This window comes from Salipiger mucosus DSM 16094, from assembly GCF_000442255.1.
GTDB classification, from domain to species: domain Bacteria; phylum Pseudomonadota; class Alphaproteobacteria; order Rhodobacterales; family Rhodobacteraceae; genus Salipiger; species Salipiger mucosus.
Map to the genome: position 1 here is coordinate 1 of NZ_KE557284.1, position 16,100 is coordinate 16,100.

The 16,100-nt window shown below is 70.3% G+C and carries 20 protein-coding genes; 17 read left to right on the top strand and 3 right to left on the bottom strand.

What is annotated here, in order from left to right; all coding sequences use genetic code 11:
- The 17 genes from SALMUC_RS30670 to hypE all read left to right on the top strand — a co-directional run.
- Nucleotides 1–228: Kae1-like domain-containing protein (locus SALMUC_RS30670; protein WP_037372846.1), on the top strand; the 228-nt coding region annotated here is incomplete at its 5' end.
- Nucleotides 229–432: 204 nt separating this feature from the next.
- Nucleotides 433–1,521 (top strand): hydrogenase small subunit, encoded by a 1,089-nt coding sequence (locus tag SALMUC_RS23360; protein WP_020041892.1) that lies wholly within the window; start codon nt 433–435, stop codon nt 1,519–1,521.
- A gap of 3 nt (nt 1,522–1,524) precedes the next feature.
- Nucleotides 1,525–3,318, top strand: a complete 1,794-nt coding sequence (locus SALMUC_RS23365; protein WP_020041893.1) for a nickel-dependent hydrogenase large subunit — start codon at nt 1,525–1,527, stop codon at nt 3,316–3,318.
- Nucleotides 3,319–3,332: 14 nt separating this feature from the next.
- On the top strand, nt 3,333–3,506 hold the full coding sequence (locus SALMUC_RS30675; protein ID WP_020041894.1) for a DUF6732 family protein: 174 nt from the start codon (nt 3,333–3,335) through the stop codon (nt 3,504–3,506).
- Between the two features lie 4 nt (nt 3,507–3,510).
- Entirely contained in the window at nt 3,511–4,287 is a 777-nt protein-coding gene (cybH, locus tag SALMUC_RS23370) for a Ni/Fe-hydrogenase, b-type cytochrome subunit (RefSeq protein ID WP_020041895.1), read from the top strand.
- Nucleotides 4,288–4,565: 278 nt separating this feature from the next.
- Nucleotides 4,566–5,174 (top strand): HyaD/HybD family hydrogenase maturation endopeptidase, encoded by a 609-nt coding sequence (locus SALMUC_RS23375; protein ID WP_020041896.1) that lies wholly within the window; start codon nt 4,566–4,568, stop codon nt 5,172–5,174.
- Nucleotides 5,174–5,494 (top strand): HypC/HybG/HupF family hydrogenase formation chaperone, encoded by a 321-nt coding sequence (locus tag SALMUC_RS23380; protein ID WP_020041897.1) that lies wholly within the window; start codon nt 5,174–5,176, stop codon nt 5,492–5,494. The genes SALMUC_RS23375 and SALMUC_RS23380 overlap by 1 nt, the downstream gene beginning before the upstream one ends.
- A 10-nt stretch (nt 5,495–5,504) precedes the next feature.
- Nucleotides 5,505–5,891 carry a thioredoxin domain-containing protein gene (locus SALMUC_RS23385; protein WP_020041898.1) on the top strand — a complete coding sequence of 129 codons (387 nt, stop codon included), beginning with the start codon at nt 5,505–5,507 and terminating at the stop codon, nt 5,889–5,891.
- Nucleotides 5,892–5,902: 11 nt separating this feature from the next.
- Nucleotides 5,903–6,721 (top strand): hydrogenase expression/formation protein, encoded by an 819-nt coding sequence (locus SALMUC_RS23390; protein WP_020041899.1) that lies wholly within the window; start codon nt 5,903–5,905, stop codon nt 6,719–6,721.
- Nucleotides 6,718–7,515, top strand: a complete 798-nt coding sequence (gene hybE / locus SALMUC_RS23395) for a [NiFe]-hydrogenase assembly chaperone HybE (protein WP_020041900.1) — start codon at nt 6,718–6,720, stop codon at nt 7,513–7,515. Before SALMUC_RS23390 ends, hybE begins: the two co-directional genes overlap by 4 nt.
- A complete protein-coding gene (locus SALMUC_RS23400) occupies nt 7,512–8,399 on the top strand; it encodes a hypothetical protein (protein ID WP_020041901.1) in 888 nt (295 codons plus the stop codon). Before hybE ends, SALMUC_RS23400 begins: the two co-directional genes overlap by 4 nt.
- A complete protein-coding gene (gene hypA / locus SALMUC_RS23405) occupies nt 8,392–8,733 on the top strand; it encodes a hydrogenase maturation nickel metallochaperone HypA (protein ID WP_020041902.1) in 342 nt (113 codons plus the stop codon). Before SALMUC_RS23400 ends, hypA begins: the two co-directional genes overlap by 8 nt.
- On the top strand, nt 8,733–9,575 hold the full coding sequence (gene hypB / locus SALMUC_RS23410; protein ID WP_020041903.1) for a hydrogenase nickel incorporation protein HypB: 843 nt from the start codon (nt 8,733–8,735) through the stop codon (nt 9,573–9,575). The genes hypA and hypB overlap by 1 nt, the downstream gene beginning before the upstream one ends.
- On the top strand, nt 9,575–11,050 hold the full coding sequence (locus tag SALMUC_RS23415) for a sigma-54-dependent transcriptional regulator (RefSeq protein WP_020041904.1): 1,476 nt from the start codon (nt 9,575–9,577) through the stop codon (nt 11,048–11,050). The genes hypB and SALMUC_RS23415 overlap by 1 nt, the downstream gene beginning before the upstream one ends.
- 3 nt (nt 11,051–11,053) lie before the next feature.
- Nucleotides 11,054–11,347, top strand: a complete 294-nt coding sequence (gene hypC / locus SALMUC_RS23420; RefSeq protein ID WP_020041905.1) for a HypC/HybG/HupF family hydrogenase formation chaperone — start codon at nt 11,054–11,056, stop codon at nt 11,345–11,347.
- Nucleotides 11,344–12,486, top strand: a complete 1,143-nt coding sequence (hypD, locus tag SALMUC_RS23425; protein WP_020041906.1) for a hydrogenase formation protein HypD — start codon at nt 11,344–11,346, stop codon at nt 12,484–12,486. Before hypC ends, hypD begins: the two co-directional genes overlap by 4 nt.
- A complete protein-coding gene (hypE, locus tag SALMUC_RS23430) occupies nt 12,483–13,526 on the top strand; it encodes a hydrogenase expression/formation protein HypE (RefSeq protein WP_020041907.1) in 1,044 nt (347 codons plus the stop codon). The genes hypD and hypE overlap by 4 nt, the downstream gene beginning before the upstream one ends.
- Before the next feature lie 11 nt (nt 13,527–13,537).
- Here the strand turns inward: hypE and SALMUC_RS23435 are convergent, their stop codons facing one another.
- From SALMUC_RS23435 to SALMUC_RS23445, 3 genes are read right to left on the bottom strand one after another with little or no spacing between them, the layout of a single operon-like run.
- Nucleotides 13,538–14,191: a 3-oxoacid CoA-transferase subunit B gene (locus SALMUC_RS23435; protein ID WP_020041908.1), complete on the bottom strand. Its 654-nt coding sequence runs from the start codon at nt 14,189–14,191 to the stop codon at nt 13,538–13,540.
- Nucleotides 14,192–14,201: 10 nt separating this feature from the next.
- Nucleotides 14,202–14,855 (bottom strand): CoA transferase subunit A, encoded by a 654-nt coding sequence (locus SALMUC_RS23440; protein ID WP_020041909.1) that lies wholly within the window; start codon nt 14,853–14,855, stop codon nt 14,202–14,204.
- Nucleotides 14,856–14,867: 12 nt separating this feature from the next.
- Entirely contained in the window at nt 14,868–16,058 is a 1,191-nt protein-coding gene (locus tag SALMUC_RS23445; RefSeq protein WP_020041910.1) for an acetate/propionate family kinase, read from the bottom strand.
- Between the last annotated feature and the right edge of the window lie 42 nt (nt 16,059–16,100).

A 16,100-nucleotide genomic window follows, 5' to 3' on the forward strand; every position in this document is an offset into this window, starting at 1 on the left:
GGGCTGGCGCGGGCCTTTGCCGATGCCGCGCGCGCGGTGGCGCGCGAGGCGGGCACGCGGACCGTCGCGCTCTCGGGCGGGTGCTTCCAGAACGCGGGGCTGCTGGAGCGCGTCTGCGAGCAGCTCGAGGGCTTCGAGCTCTGCCTGCCGCGCGAGGCGCCCGCGAACGATGGCGGTCTTGCCTATGGCCAGGCGCTGGTGGCGCTGGCGCGGCTGGAAAGCCACTGACCGCCGGCCGCGCGGCACTGGCAGGGCGCTTGCCGCCGCCGCCCCCGGGAGTGCCGATCAAACACCTGTAAAGGCGGACTTTTTCTCGATTGCCCGCTTTTGCGGCAAGACCCTTTTGCGCACCGCTGCATACCGGGATGCTTGCTCCACCCCGGGCGGCGCCTGCTGCCGCCACGGACCGATCGGACGAGGGAGGGAGCCAGCGTGAGCCAGATCGAAACCTTCTACGAGGTCATGCGAAGCCAGGGCATCACCCGGCGCAGTTTCATGAAATACTGCTCGCTGACCGCCGCCGCGCTGGGCCTCGGCCCGGCCTTCGTGCCCAGGATCGCGCATGCGATGGAGACCAAGCCCCGCACCCCGGTCATCTGGGTGCACGGGCTGGAATGCACCTGCTGTTCGGAGAGCTTCATCCGCTCCGCCCACCCGCTGGCCAAGGACGTCGTGCTGTCGATGATCTCGCTCGACTACGACGACACGCTTATGGCGGCGGCGGGCCATCAGGCCGAGGCGGCACTGCAGGACACCATCGAGCGCTACAAGGGCAACTACATCCTCGCGGTCGAGGGGAACCCGCCGCTCAACGAGGACGGCATGTTCTGCATCGTCGGCGGCAAGCCCTTCGTCGAGCAGCTGCGTCACGCCGCGAAGGACGCCAAGGCGATCATCAGCTGGGGCGCCTGCGCCTCCTACGGCTGTGTGCAGGCGGCCAAGCCCAACCCGACGCGGGCGACGCCGGTGCACAAGGTCATCACCGACAAGCCGATCATCAAGGTGCCGGGCTGCCCGCCCATCGCCGAGGTCATGACCGGCGTCATCACCTACATGCTGACCTTCGACCGGCTGCCCGAGCTCGACCGGCAGGGGCGTCCGGCGATGTTCTACAGCCAGCGCATCCACGACAAGTGCTACCGCCGGCCGCATTTCGACGCCGGCCAGTTCGTCGAGGCCTGGGACGACGAGAACGCGCGCAAGGGCTATTGCCTCTACAAGATGGGCTGCAAGGGCCCGACCACCTACAACGCCTGCTCCACCGTGCGCTGGAACGAAGGCGTCAGCTTTCCGATCCAGTCGGGCCACGGCTGCATCGGTTGCTCGGAAGACGGCTTCTGGGACCAGGGCAGCTTCTACGACCGTGTGACTGACCTCACGCAGTTCGGGGTCGAGGCCAATGCCGACCAGGTCGGCGTCGCGGCCGCGGGCGTGGTGGGCGGCGGCATCGCGCTGCACGCCGCCGTCTCGGCGTTGAAATCCGCACAGAAGAAGACCCAGTCGTCGAAAGAGGAGGCGTAAGTCATGGTCGTGCAAACCCCCAACGGCTACACGCTCGACAACGGCGGCAAGCGCGTGGTCATCGACCCGGTGACCCGCATCGAAGGCCACATGCGCTGCGAGGTGAACGTCAACGACGACAACATCATCACCAACGCGGTCTCGACCGGGACCATGTGGCGCGGGCTCGAGGTGATCCTCAAGGGCCGCGACCCGCGCGACGCCTGGGCCTTCACCGAGCGCATCTGCGGCGTCTGCACCGGCACCCACGCGCTGACCAGCGTGCGCGCGGTCGAGGATGCGCTGGGGATCCAGATCCCCGAGAACGCCAACTCGATCCGCAACATCATGCAGCTCAACCTCGAGATCCACGACCACGTCGTGCATTTCTACCACCTGCACGCGCTCGACTGGGTGAACCCGGTCAACGCGCTGAAGGCGGACCCCAAGGCGACCTCAGAGCTGCAGCAGGCCGTCTCGCCCTCGCACCCGCTGTCGAGCCCGGGCTATTTCCGCGACGTGCAGAACCGGCTCAAAAAGTTCGTCGAGAGCGGGCAGCTGGGCCTCTTCAAGAACGGCTACTGGGACAACCCGGCCTACCTGCTGCCGCCTGAGGCGGACCTCATGGCCACGACCCACTACCTCGAGGCGCTGGACCTGCAGAAGGAGATCGTGAAGGTCCACACGATCTTCGGCGGCAAGAACCCGCATCCGAACTGGCTGGTGGGCGGCGTGCCGTGCCCGATCAACATCGACGGCGTGGGCGGCGTGGGCGCCATCAACATGGAACGGCTGAACCTGGTGTCGTCGATCATCGACAAGTGCATCGAGTTCAACAAGAACGTCTACCTGCCCGACGTGAAGGCCATCGGCGGCTTCTACCGGAACTGGCTCTACGGCGGGGGGCTCTCCTCGCAGGCCTGCCTTGCCTACGGGGACATTCCCGAGAACGCCAACGACTACTCGGCCGGAAACATGCACCTGCCGCGCGGCGCCGTCGTCAACGGAGACCTGAGCACGGTCTACGACGTCGACCAGCGCGACCCCGAGCAGATCCAGGAATTCGTGGATCACTCGTGGTACACCTACGGCGCGCCGGGCAAGGGCCTGCACCCCTGGGACGGCGTCACCGAGGCGAACTACGAGCTGGGCCCCAATGCCAAGGGCACCCGCACCAACATCGAGGAGCTCGACGAGGCCGCGAAATACTCGTGGATCAAGGCGCCGCGCTGGAAGGGGCATGCGATGGAGGTGGGGCCGCTCGCCCGCTACGTCGTGGGCTATGCCTCGGGGCACGAGGATATCAAGACCCAGGTCGACGGGCTGCTGCGCGACATGGATCTGCCGTTCGAGGCGCTGTTCTCGACGCTGGGGCGCACCGCGGCGCGGGCGCTGGAGTCGGAATACTGCGGCCGTCTGCAGAAGCACTTCTTCGACAAGCTCGTGCAGAACTGCGTCAACGGCGACACCTCGACCGCCAACGTCGAGAAGTGGGACCCCTCCACCTGGCCCGCCGAGGCCAAGGGCGTGGGCGCCACCGAGGCGCCGCGCGGGGCGCTGGGTCACTGGGTGCGCATCAAGGACGGGCGGATCGAGAACTACCAGTGCGTGGTGCCCACGACCTGGAACGGCTCGCCGCGCGACACCGCCGGCAACATCGGCGCCTTCGAGGCTTCGCTGATGGACACCAAGGTCGAGCGCCCGGAGGAGCCGGTCGAGATCCTGCGCACGCTGCACAGCTTCGATCCGTGCCTCGCCTGCTCGACGCACGTGATGTCGCCCGAGGGCGACGAACTGGCCACGGTCAAGGTTCGCTGAGGGAGGAGGACCCCATGAAACAGTCATTCGTCATCTGGCTCGCCACCGCCACCGCGGCGGCGGCGCATCCAGGCCACGACGCGCCGCTCACCGGCGCGTCGCACTGGCTGCTCTCGCCGCTGCACGGGGCGGGCGTCATCGCGCTGGCCGGGGCGCTGTGGTGGTGGCGCCGTCCCGAGCGGGAGTGATCCCATGCCCGAGGACACCATTCACAGGGCCAACGTCCAAGTCGAGCCGCTGGTCAACGCGCAGCTCGCCGGGGACGCCACCGCCGCCGACGTCGAGAGCATCCGGCGCCGCACCTCGGTCTTCGTCTACGAATGGCCGGTGCGGCTCTGGCACTGGGTCAACGCGGGGCTGATCCTCGTTTTGATCGGCAGCGGCTGGCTCATCGCCTCGCCGCTGCCGACGATGGAGTTCGCCGAGGCGACCTACCAGTTCGTCATGGGCTACACCCGCTTCGCCCATTTCGCCGCCGGCCAGCTGCTGACCGTGGCCTTCGCCGCGCGGATCTACTGGGCCATCGTCGGCAACCATCACGCGAAGCAGCTCTTCTACGTGCCGGTCTGGCGCCGGGCGTGGTGGCGCGAGGTGGTGCACGAGATGCGCTGGTATGCCTTCCTCGAGGACACGCCGCGCAAGTACGTGGGCCACAATCCGCTGGCGCAGATCGCCATGTTCTTCTTCATGACGGTGGGCATCACCTTCATGATCGCGACGGGCTGGGCGCTTTACGCCGAGGGCGCGGGGCAGGGCTCGTGGCCGGACCTGGCGATGGGCTGGCTCATCGCGCTTGTTGGCAACACGCAGGTTCTGCACTCGATCCATCACCTGGGCATGTGGTTCATCGTGATCTTCATGATGATCCACATCTACGCCGCGATCCGCGAGGACATCATGTCGCGGCAGTCGATGGTCTCGACGATGATCTCGGGGACGCGGACCTTCAAGGACGACCTGCCGGAGTGATCCTTTCGCTTTCGGGCGGGATCTGGAACGGGCCCTGACAGGGCCCGTTTCTCGTTGTGGAAGGCATCTTTCCGATTTTGCGTATTTATGGAAAGATGAAGGACTCTGCGGATCGCGCTGATCATGCGACGCGTCCGTCATTCTTGATTTATTTCAGTGCCTTGGATGCATCTTTTCACCGGGCGCAAAAACAGTGGGGCTGGCGGGTGGACGCGGTAATCTCGTCCGGGCCAGTGGGTGAAAGCGGCGCTTTCGCCAGGCCAGCGAGGGAGGGGATCATGGCGCGACGTGCGCTCGTTCTGGGCATCGGCAACCTGCTCTGGGCCGACGAGGGCTTCGGCGTGCGCTGCGTCGAGCATCTCGCCGAGACCCTGTCCTATGGCGACGAGGTGAGCGTCTTGGATGGCGGCACGCAGGGGCTCTACCTGCTGCCGTTCCTCGAGGAGGCCGAGGTCATGGTGGTTTTCGACGCGGTCGACTACGGGCTCGCGCCGGGCACCATGAAGGTGGTCGAGGGCGACGAGGTGCCGGCCTTCATGGGCGCCAAGAAGATGTCGCTCCACCAGACAGGCTTCCAGGACGTGATCGCCACGGCGCAGCTCATGGGCTGCTGCCCGGAGGAGCTGGTGCTGATCGGCTGCCAGCCGGTCGAGCTCGAGGACTATGGCGGGGGGCTGCGCCCCGGCACCGCCGCGCGCATCCCCGAGGCGGTGCGCATCGCGCGTGACTGGCTGGCGGCGCGCGGCTTTCACGCCGCGGAGGGACGCACCGAGACCGGCGATCTGGCCGATGCGGCGCTGCGCCGCGAGGCCTACGAGACCGGCCGTCCCTCCGAGGAGGCGGCCTGCCGCACCGGCGACGCGCGGTTCTTTCCGGAGGTCGGCTGATGTGCGTGGGCGTGCCGATGCAGGTCCTGAGCGTCGAGGGCATCGCGGCCCGGGCCAGGGGTGACGAGGGCGAGGCGCTGATCGACCTCACGCTGGTGGGCGCGGTTGTGCCGGGGACCTGGGTGCTAACCCATCTCGGCCAGGCGCGCGAAGTGATTTCCGAGGAGGAGGCGCGGCTCATCGGCAAGGCGCTGGCCGGGCTGCGCGCGGTGATGGCGGGCGGCGACGCGGGCGGGGCCTTCGACGACCTCGACGCGCGCGAGCCGCGCCTGCCGCCGCACCTCGAGGCGGCGCGCGCCGCCGGACGCAGCACGGGATAGGAGGACCCTCATGACGCATCCGCTGATCGACAGGCTCACACGCGAGCTGGGCTGGCCCCGGCTGGCCGACATGGGCACGCTCGCCGCCTTCACCGAGGCGCCCGGGGCGCATTGCCTCTTCGTGCCGGGCGATCCCCGGCGCAACCTCGAGAGCGCCGACGTGGCGGTGATCCTGCCCGAGCTGCGCATGGCCTTCCAGGGAGCCTTCGACTGCGCCGTGGTCGATGACGCCATCGAGGCGCAGCTGCGCGAGGCGGCGGGGGTGCTCAAAACGCCCTCGCTGATCTTCTACCGCGCGGGCCAGTGCCTTGGCGGCATTCCCAAGGTGCGCGACTGGGACGACTACCTCGTGCGCATCCCGCAGATCCTGAACGCGCAGCCCGCGCCTGCCACCTGACGGAGAGCCCCATGGTCACCAATTACCACCTGCCGCCCACCGGCTATGGTCCCGGCTCGCAGCCCGAGGACGAGGAACTGCAGTACATGAGCCTGCCGCAGGACATGCGCACCTTCTCGGCGCACCTGCCCGAGGTCGAGGACAGCGCCGCGCTGGCCCCGGCGCTGGCGTTGATGGCCGAGGTGGCCGCGGCGGCGGATCGGGTCGGCCGGGGCGGCGCGGCGGAGCGGTTCGACCTGTCACGGCTCGATGCCGCCAACCGCCGGCTCGTTGCCGAGACCATGGGCGAGGGCGAGGTGGCGATGAAGATCCGCGGCCTCCCGGCGATCCGCGCGCAGGAATCGGTCTTTGCGGGCATCTGGGTGCTGAGCGGCGCGGGCCTCGACGCGATCGAGGTGGCGGGCGTGCCGGGCGAGGCCCGCGCGCGGGCCTTCGAGCCCTATCGCCCCGGCACCGGCGAGGCGCCCGGCGCGGGCGTGGTCAACGCGCCGCCGCTGCTGGTGGAGCTCGAGGACAAGAGCGCCGCCGGCGCGGGCGAGGTGCATGTCGTGAACCTCACGCTGCTGCCGCACACCGAGGCGGATCTGGCCTGGCTCGACGCGCGGCTCGGGCAGGGGGCGACGGACATCCTGTCGCGCGGCTACGGCAACTGCCGGGTCACGGCGACGGCGCTGCCCCGGGTCTGGCGCGTGCAGTTCTTCAACTCGATGGACACGCTCATCCTCGACACCTTCGAGGTGACTGACATGCCCGAGGTCGCGCTGGCTGCGCCCGAGGACCTGCAGGACAGCGCGGAGCGCCTGCGCGAGGTGCTGGAGGCGATCCGATGAGCTTCGAGGGCAGCTATCTCGGCGCCTCGGACCGTATCTCCGAGCGCGCGGTCATGGAGTGCAAGATCTGCTGGACGCCCTACGATCCGGCCGAAGGCGACGATTTCCGACAGATCGAGCTCGGCACGCCCTTCGCGGCGCTGCCCGAGGACTGGTCCTGTCCCAACTGCTCGGCCCCCAAGGCGCAGTTCATGGTGCTCGAGGACCCCGGCGCCGATGCCCTGCGCGAGGCGGCATTGATCCGGACGGTGACCGACCGGCTGGTCGCGGATTTCACCGAGGTCTACCATGCCAAGATGCGCGACGTGCCCATCGTCAACAAGCGCCTGACGGTCGAGGCCGTGGGCTTTCGCCGGCACGGCGAGGTGCTGATGGGCGTGCTGGTCAGCCCGTGGTTCATGAACATCGTCCTGCTGCCCGACGGCGAAGACGACTGGTCGCAGCTGCGCGCGGGCGACAAGGAGGTGGTGTCCTTCCCCTCGGGCGACTACGAGTTCCTGCACAACAGCCGCGAGCTGACCGGCGGTTACAAGGCCTGCTCGCTCTTTTCGCCGATGCACCAGTTCTCGACCCAGAAGGAGGCGACCGACGTGGCACGCGCGGTCATGGCGGCGATCTTCGACGAGGCGCACCGCGCCGAGACCGATCGCGGCGCCGATATCCGGGCGCAGCGCGAGGCGGAGCTGGCCGAGGCCGAGGCGGGGCAGGACATGTCGGTGCCGGACCTGACGCCGACGCGGCGCGCGGTGCTGACCGGCGGGCTTGCCACGGACGCGGGCGAGGCGGCGGAATGAAACACGCGGGCGTGCCCCTCGCCGCGCGGCTGGTCGCGGAGGCGCCGCCGGCGCTGCCCGTCGAGCCGCTGCTCGTGGGGCGCACCGCGGACGAGGCGCTGGCGATCCTGCCGCGCCTGTTCAACCTCTGCCGTGCCGCGCAGGCGGGGGCGGTCGCCGCCGCGCTCGGCCGGCCGGTCGACGCACCCGGCATGGCCGGGGAGATCCTGCGCGACCACCTCGTGAAACTCCACGTGAGCTGGCCCGCGCGGCTGGGAATGCCCGCCACGGCCTTGCCCGCAGACTGGCGCGCGGGCGGAGCGCCGCTGCTGGAAGCCGTCTTCGGCGCCGGGCGGGCGCCCGAGACGCCCGAGGCCTTCGAGGCGCTGCTGAACGGGGGCAGCCTTGCCGGCGCTGTGATGCGGCGCCTCCGCGATGCGTTCGAACCTTTCGAGGCCGTGGCAGAGGGCCTGCCCGCACCCGCGCAGGCCGCCCTGCGGCCCGGCGCGGCGGTCGAGAACTCGGTCGCGGCGCGGCAGGCCCGGCGACCCGCGATGCGCGACATCGAGGCACGCTACGGACGCGGGCCGCTCTGGCGCGCGGCGGCGCGGCTCTTCGACATCGAGGACGCGGCGCTGGGACGTCTGCCGCCGGTCGAACGGGCCGAGGGCCGCGCCCTCGTGCCCGCCGCGCGGGGGGCCTATGCCGTGCGGATCACGCTCTGCGAAGGCCGCGTGGCCTGGTTCGAGCGGGTCACGCCGACCGATGCGCTGATGGCGCCGGAGGGCATCCTCGCGCGGGCGCTGGACAGCCTTCCGGCGATCAAGGGCGGACAGGCGACGCTGCTGCTGGAGATCCTCGATCCCTGCGCGCCGGTGCGGCTGCGGGAGGTCGACGATGCATGAGATGTCGCTCTGCGAAGGCATCCGCCGCGTCGTCGAACAGGCCTCGGCCGGTGACGGCATCGCCCGCGTGACCGCCGTGCGGCTTGAGATCGGGCGCTTTGCCGGCGTGGAGAAGGAGGCGCTGCGCTTTGCATGGGAGATCGTCATGCGCGGCTCCAAGGCCGAGGGCGCGCGGCTCGAGATGATCGACCTGCCGGGACGGGCGCTGTGCTACGACTGCATGGAGCATGTCGAGATCGCCCACCGGCTCGACCCGTGCCCCCGCTGCGGCGGCGGCAAACTGATGCCCGACGGGGGCGACGAGATGCGGATCAAGGACATGGAGGTGATCTGATGTGCACGGTATGCGGATGCGGTGACGGAACCGTCGAGGGGCACGCGCAGGCCCACGGCCATGACCACGGTCATGCGCATGGCCATGGCCACCATCATCATCATCACCACCCCGGCGACATGCATTTCGGGCAGGGGCCCGCGGGCGTCGAGGTGCCAGGGATGAGCCAGGAGCGGCTGATCGAGATCGAGACCGGCATCCTGTCGCGGAACGACGGCTTCGCCGCGGCGAACCGCGCCCGGCTGGCGGCGCTCGGCGCCTTCGCGGTGAACCTCGTCTCCTCGCCCGGCTCGGGCAAGACCACGCTGCTCTGCGCCACGATCCGCGCCCTGGGCGACGCGCCCCTCGCGGTGATCGAGGGCGACCAGCAGACCAGCAACGACGCCGACCGCATCCGCGAGACCGGCGCGCCGGCCTGCCAGGTCAACACCGGCAAGGGCTGCCACCTGGATGCGCACATGGTCGGTCACGCGATGGATCATCTCGACCTCGGGCGCGACAGCACGCTCTTCATCGAGAACGTCGGCAACCTCGTGTGCCCCGCGGCCTTCGACCTGGGCGAGGATGCCAAGGTCGCGATCCTGTCGGTGACCGAGGGCGAGGACAAGCCGCTCAAGTATCCCGACATGTTCACCGCCGCGCGAATCGCGCTGCTGAACAAGGTCGACCTCGCGCCGCACTGCGACGTGGACCTCGACCTCTACGAGGCCAACCTGCGCCGGGTGAATCCGACGATCGAGGTGATCCGCCTCTCGGCCCGCACCGGCGAGGGGCTGGCCGACTGGACCGCCTGGTTGCGCGCCGAGGCGCAGGCCAAGCGCCGCGCGCGGGCGGCCGAGTGATGGCCGAGACGCTGCCCACCGTGCTCGTCGTCGACGACGAGCCGCATTCCGTCGCCGCAATGCGCATGGCGCTCGAGGACGATTTCACCGTCCTCGAGGCGCTGGACGCCGAGGCCGCCTGGCGGCTCATGGAGGAGCACTGGGTGCAGGTGGTGATCTCGGACCAGCGGATGCCGGGCCGCACCGGCATCGAGTTGCTGACCGACGTGCGCGACCGCTGGCCCGAGACCGTGCGCATCATCGTCACCGGCTACACCGAGACCAGCGACATGATCGACGCGATCAACGAGGCGGGGATCTACCAGTTCATCACCAAGCCTTGGCACCCCGAACAGCTGCTCATGGCGGTGCGCAACGCCGCGCGGCTCTTTCGTCTCGCGCGGGACCACGAACGCGTGACGCTCGAGATGCGCTACCTCGGCGACACCGCGAGCGCGCGGCTCGACGAGCGGCGGCGTGCGGCGCAGGCGGGGCTTGGTTTCGACAAGGTGCTGCGCGGGACCAATTCCCCGCTCAACGCGACCATCGCCCTTGCGCGGCAATACGCCAGCTTCGACGTGCCGGTGCTGCTGACCGGCGAGCCGGGCTCCGGCAAGACCGAACTGGCGCGCGCCATGCACTACGGCTCGCTGCGCGCCGACCGGCCGTTTCACGAGCTGAACTGCGCGGGCCTCTCGGACGAGGCGCTCGCGGTCGAGCTCTTCGGGGTCAAGCGCAACGCGCTGCCGGGACAGGTGCAGGCGCGGGCGGGGCTCGTGCAGAAGGCCGACCGGGGAACGCTGTTCCTCAACGGCATCGACACGCTGGGCGAGGGGCTGCAGATCGCGCTGCTGCGGCTGCTGCGCGAGGGCAGCTTCCAGCCCGTCGGCGGGCAGGAGGTGCTGACCACGCGCCTGCGCCTGCTGACCGGTGCCCACGAGGACCTGCGCGCGCGCATGGAGGCGGGCCGCTTCCGCCGCGACCTGTTCTACGACCTCGCGGTGGCCGAGCTGTCGGTGCCGCCGCTGCGTGCCCGCGCGCAGGACATCCCGATCCTGGCCGAGCGCCTGCTGCAGGACGCCGCCGCCGAGCACGGCAAGCCCGCGCGCGGCCTGTCGAAGGCGGCGCTCGACTACCTCTGCGCGCATGCCTGGCCTGGCAACCTGCCCGAGCTGCGCAACGAGGTGACGCGCATGCTGATGATGGCGCAGGACATGGTGCTGGGTCCCGAGCTGATCTCGCGCCCCATCCTGCAGGGTGCGGGATCGCACGGCGAGGGCGGACGGATCGCGGAGGCCGATCTCTGCCAGCTCGAGGGCACGCTCAAGGAGCGCGTCGAGCTGATGGAGATGCGCATTCTGGGCGAGACGCTGACGCGTCTGAAGTGGAACAAGTCCCGCGCGGCGGCCGAGCTGGGCCTCAGCCGCGTGGGCCTGCGCGCCAAGCTCGACCGCTACGGCATCGAGCCGCATGCATCGATTTCCGAGGAGGACTGAGAAATGTGTCTGGGCATTCCGGGGCAGATCGTGGCGGTGACCGATGCCGCCCGGCAGATGGGCATGGCCGAGGTCTCGGGCGTGCGGCGCGAGGTCTCGCTCGCCTGCGTGGCCGAGGGGCCGCTGGAGGACCTGGTGGGCGCCTGGGTGCTGATCCACGTGGGCTTCGCCATGGCGCGCATCGACGCCGAGGAGGCGGCCGAGACGCTGGCCGCGCTGCGCGACCTCGGCGAGGCGCAGGAGGCGCTCGAGGCCATGGCCGAGGGCAAGAAGGCGTTTCAGGAGGGGAGCGCATGAAATACGTCCAGGAATTCCGTGACCCGAAGGCCGCGCGCGGCGTTCTGGCGGCCATCGCGGCCGTCGCCGACGAGATCGGCTGCACCGCCGCCGAGCCGGTGCGCATCATGGAGATCTGCGGCGGGCACACCCATGCGATCTTCCGCTACGGGCTGGACAAGCTGGTGCACGAGGGCATCGAGTTCATCCACGGCCCCGGCTGCCCGGTCTGCGTGCTGCCCATGGCCCGCGTCGACGACTGCGTCGCGATCGCCGAGAGGCCGGGGGTGATCTTCACCACCTTCGGCGACGCCATGCGCGTGCCCGGCACGCGCAAGAGCCTGCTGCAGGCCAAGGCCGACGGCGCCGACATCCGCATGGTCTATTCGCCGCTCGATGCGGTCGAGCTGGCCCGGCGCAACCCCGGCCGCGAGGTCGTCTTCTTCGGCCTGGGCTTCGAGACGACGACGCCCTCGACCGCGCTCAGCATCCAGCAGGCGGCGCGCGAGGGGCTGGGAAACTTCAGCGTCTTCTGCAACCACATCACCGTGCCGCCGCCGATCCGCGCGCTGCTCGAGGATCCGCACATGCGGCTCGACGGCTTCGTCGGGCCCGGCCACGTCAGCATGGTGATCGGCACGCATCCCTACGACTTCATCGCCGAGGAGTTCGGCAAGCCCATCGTGGTGGCGGGGTTCGAGCCGCTGGACCTGCTGCAGTCGGTGCTCATGGTTCTGCGCCAGATCCGCGACACGCGGGCCTGCGTCGAGAACCAGTATGGCCGCGTGGTGCCCGAGCACGGCAACCCCGTCTCGCTCGCCGCCATCGCCGATGTCTACGAGGAACGGCCCACCTTCGAATGGCGGGGGCTGGGCGAAATCGACTCCTCCGGCCTGCGGATCCGCGAGGCCTATGCCGCCTACGACGCCGAGGAGAAGTTCGGAATCGGCTATGCCACCGGGCGCCGGACCGCCGAGGAGCCCGAAGGCTGCGCCTGCGGCGCGGTCATGACGGGCCGGATGAAGCCCACGGCCTGCCCGCAGTTCGGCCGCGGCTGCACGCCCGACACGCCGCTGGGCGCGCTCATGGTCAGCTCGGAGGGCGCCTGCGCGGCCTACTGGACCTACGGCGGGGCACGGGTTGCGGAGCCGGCGGAATGACCATGGCGGGCAAACCCTCGCGCCTGCGCGGCGACCGCGTGACCCTGGCCCACGGCGGCGGCGGCCGGGCCATGCGCGACCTCATCGAGGAGGTCTTCACCGACGTCTTCCAGCCCCCGGGCACCGAGGACCAGGCGCGGCTGACCCACGCCGCGCTGGCCGAGCCGGGTGCGCGGCTGGCCTTCACCACCGACAGCTTCGTCGTGACGCCGGTCGAGTTTCCCGGCGGCGACATCGGCAAGATCGCGGTCTGCGGCACGGTCAACGACCTCGCGGTGGGCGGGGCGCGGCCGCTCTGGCTCTCGGCCTCGTTCATCATCGAGGAAGGCTGCGAGATCGCGCTGCTGCGCCGCGTCGTGCGCTCCATGTCGCGCGAGGCCGAAGCGGCGGGCGTGCGCATCGTCACCGGCGATACAAAGGTGGTCGAGAAGGGCTCCTGCGACACGCTCTTCGTCACGACCTCTGGCGTCGGTGTCATCCCGCCCGGGCGCGAGCTGGGCGCGGCGCAGATCCGGCCCGGGGACGTCGCGCTGGTCAACGGCGTGCTGGGCGACCACGGCGCGACGATCCTCGCCGCGCGGGGCGACCTCGCGCTCTCGACGCCCATCCGCAGCGACTGCCGCTCGCTGGGCCACCTCGTCGAGGCGGTGCTGGCCGCCGCGCCGGACATGCGCGCCGCGCGGGACGCGACGCGGGGCGGGCTCGCCTCGGCCCTGAACGAGATGGCCGAGGAGGCGGGCGTGACGGTCATGCTCTCGGATGAAAAGCTGCCGATCCGCGACGAGGTGCGCGGCATGTGCGAGATCCTCGGGCTCGACCCGCTCTACCTCGCGAACGAGGGGACGCTGGTGCTCTTCGTGCCCGAGGCGCAGGCCGTCGCCGCGCTCCAGGCCATGCGCGCGCATCCCGACGGGGAGGGCGCCGCCATCGTCGGCCGCGTGACCGAGCGAGGCAGCGTGCCCGTGGTCACGCGCACCGCCTTCGGCGCGACGCGGATCGTCGACATGCTGGTGGGCGAACAGCTGCCGCGCATCTGCTGAGGCGCGGGGTCTCAGCCGAGGGCCATCTCGGGCAGGGTCTCGGGCACGATCAGGTCGGCCTCGGTCGCCGACAGGATCTGATCGAGGCTCACGCCCGGCGCGCGCTCGGACAGGTGCAGCCCGTCCTCGCGCGGGTGCAGCACCGCGAGTTCGGTCACCACCACGTCGACACGCCGCATCGCGGTGAGCGGCAGCGTGCATTCGCGCACGATCTTGGAGCTGCCCCGTGCCGCGTGCTGCATCGCCACGATCACCTGCCGCGCGCCCGAGACGAGATCCATCGCGCCGCCCATGCCGGGCACCATGCGGCCCGGCACCTTCCAGTTGGCGAGATGCCCCTTCATGTCGACCTGCAGCCCGCCCAGCACCGTCACGTCGAGGTGCCCGCCGCGGATCAGCCCGAAGCTCATGGCGCTGTCGATCGAGGCCGCACCCGGCACCGCGGTGACGAAGCCGCCGCCCGCGTCCGTCAGGTCGGGGTCCTCCATCCCCTCGGGCGGGCGGGCGCCGAGGCCGATCACGCCGTTCTCGGCCTGGAAGTAGATGCCCATCTCGGCGGGCACATAGGTGGCCACGAGGCTCGGCAGGCCGATCCCGAGGTTGACCAGCATCCCCGGCTCTAGCTCGCGGGCGACGCGGCGGGCGATCAGGTGTTTGGCGTCCATCTCGCTCTCCTCAGGATGCGCGTTCGAGCACGTGGTCGACCAGCGCGCCCGGCGTCTTCACGGCGTCGGGCGGGATCACCCCCAGCGGCACGATGACATGCGCCTCGGCGATCACCGTGTCCGCGGCCATGGCCATGATCGGGTTGAAGTTGTGCGCGGTCAGCGAATACTCGAGGTTGCCCAGGTAATCCGCCCGCTGCGCGCAGATCAGCGCCACGTCGGCATGCAGCGGCTCTTCCAGCAGGAAGCGCTTGCCGCGCACCTCGACGATCTGCTTGCCGTCCTCGACCTCGGTGCCGAGGCCGGTCGCGGTCAGCACGCCGCCAAGGCCCACGCCGCCCGCACGGATGCGCTCGACCAGCGTGCCCTGCGGCACCAGCTCCACGTCGATCCCGCCCGAGATCATGCCGGCCTGCGTTTCGGGGTTGAGACCGATATGCGAGGTCACCAGCCGCTTGACCGCGCCGGCCGAGACCAGCTTGCCGATGCCGTGGCCGGGGCGGGCGGTGTCATTGGCGATCACCGTCAGGTCGCGCGCCCCGCGCGCCACCAGCGCGTCGATGATCCGGTGCGGCGAGCCGACGCCCATGAAGCCGCCGATCATCACCACGGCGCCGTCCGGCACCAGTTCGGCCGCTGCCGCGGGTTTCAGGGCCTGTTTCAAGCGTCGCGCTCCTCATGCCGGTGCCGCGGACAACCGTCTGGCCGCCCGGGCGATCACCAGTTCCTCGTTCGTGGGCACCACCATGATCCGCGCGCGGCTCATGTCGGTGGAGATCACGGTATCGTTGCGCGTATTGCGCTCCCGGTCCAGTTCGAGGCCGATCCAGGCCATGTCCTCGCAGACCCTTTCGCGGATGAGGCGCGAGTTTTCACCGATTCCGCCGCAGAAGACGAGCGCGTCGAGCCCGCCGAGCGCCGCCGCGAGCCCGCCCAGCTCGCGCCGGATGCGGAAGACGAAGTAGTCGATGGCCTCGTTGGCCTCGACCGTGCCGGCGGCCTCGAGCGTACGCATGTCGTTCGACAGCCCCGAGAGGCCCAGCAGCCCGGATTTCGTGTAGAAAAGCTGGCGCACCTCGTCGATGCTCAGCCCCTCCTGCTGCACGAGGTAGAAGATCACCCCGGGGTCGATCTGCCCCGTCCGGGTGCCCATGGGCAGCCCGTCCAGCGCGGTGAAGCCCATGGTCGAGGCGATGGAGCGACCGCCCACCATGCCGCACATCGAGGCGCCGTTGCCCAGGTGCGCGACGATCACCCGGCCGTCGTGGATGAGCGGCGCGATGCGCGCGAGCTCGCCCGAGATGTAGTCGTAGCTCAGCCCGTGGAAGCCGTAGCGCCGCACGCCCTTGTCGTAGTACTCGCGGGGCAGGGCGAAGACGTCGTTCACCTTGGGGTGGCTGCGGTGAAAGGCGGTGTCGAAGCAGGCCACCTGCATGGCCTCGGGAAAGGCCGCCTGCGCGGCCTCGATCCCCGCGAGGTTGTGCGGCTGGTGGATCGGCGCGAAGGGAGAGAGGCGGCGCAGCTCGGCCATCACCGATGGCGTGATCTCGACCGGCTCGGTAAAGCCCGGCCCGCCATGCACGACGCGGTGCCCGACGACGCCGGCGCGTGCCTCGGGGAACTGCGCGCGCAGCACGTCCAGCGCGGTGGCCAGCGCGCCGTGGTGGTCGGCCGCCTCGGCGCCGGTCAGGTCGCGTGTCACCGGCGCGGCGGCCGCGCCGAACTCGGCCCGCAGCCGGGGCTGGCCGCCGATGGACTCCACCAGCCCCGAGGCCATCTCGACCGGCCCGGCGGCGATGTCGAAGAGCCCGAACTTGAGCGATGACGACCCCGCGTTGAGCGTCAGGGCGACGGTCCTGGTGGTCATGGTGCCGGGTCCTCCGGAAGCTGTCGCCGCCCGCGCGCGGGC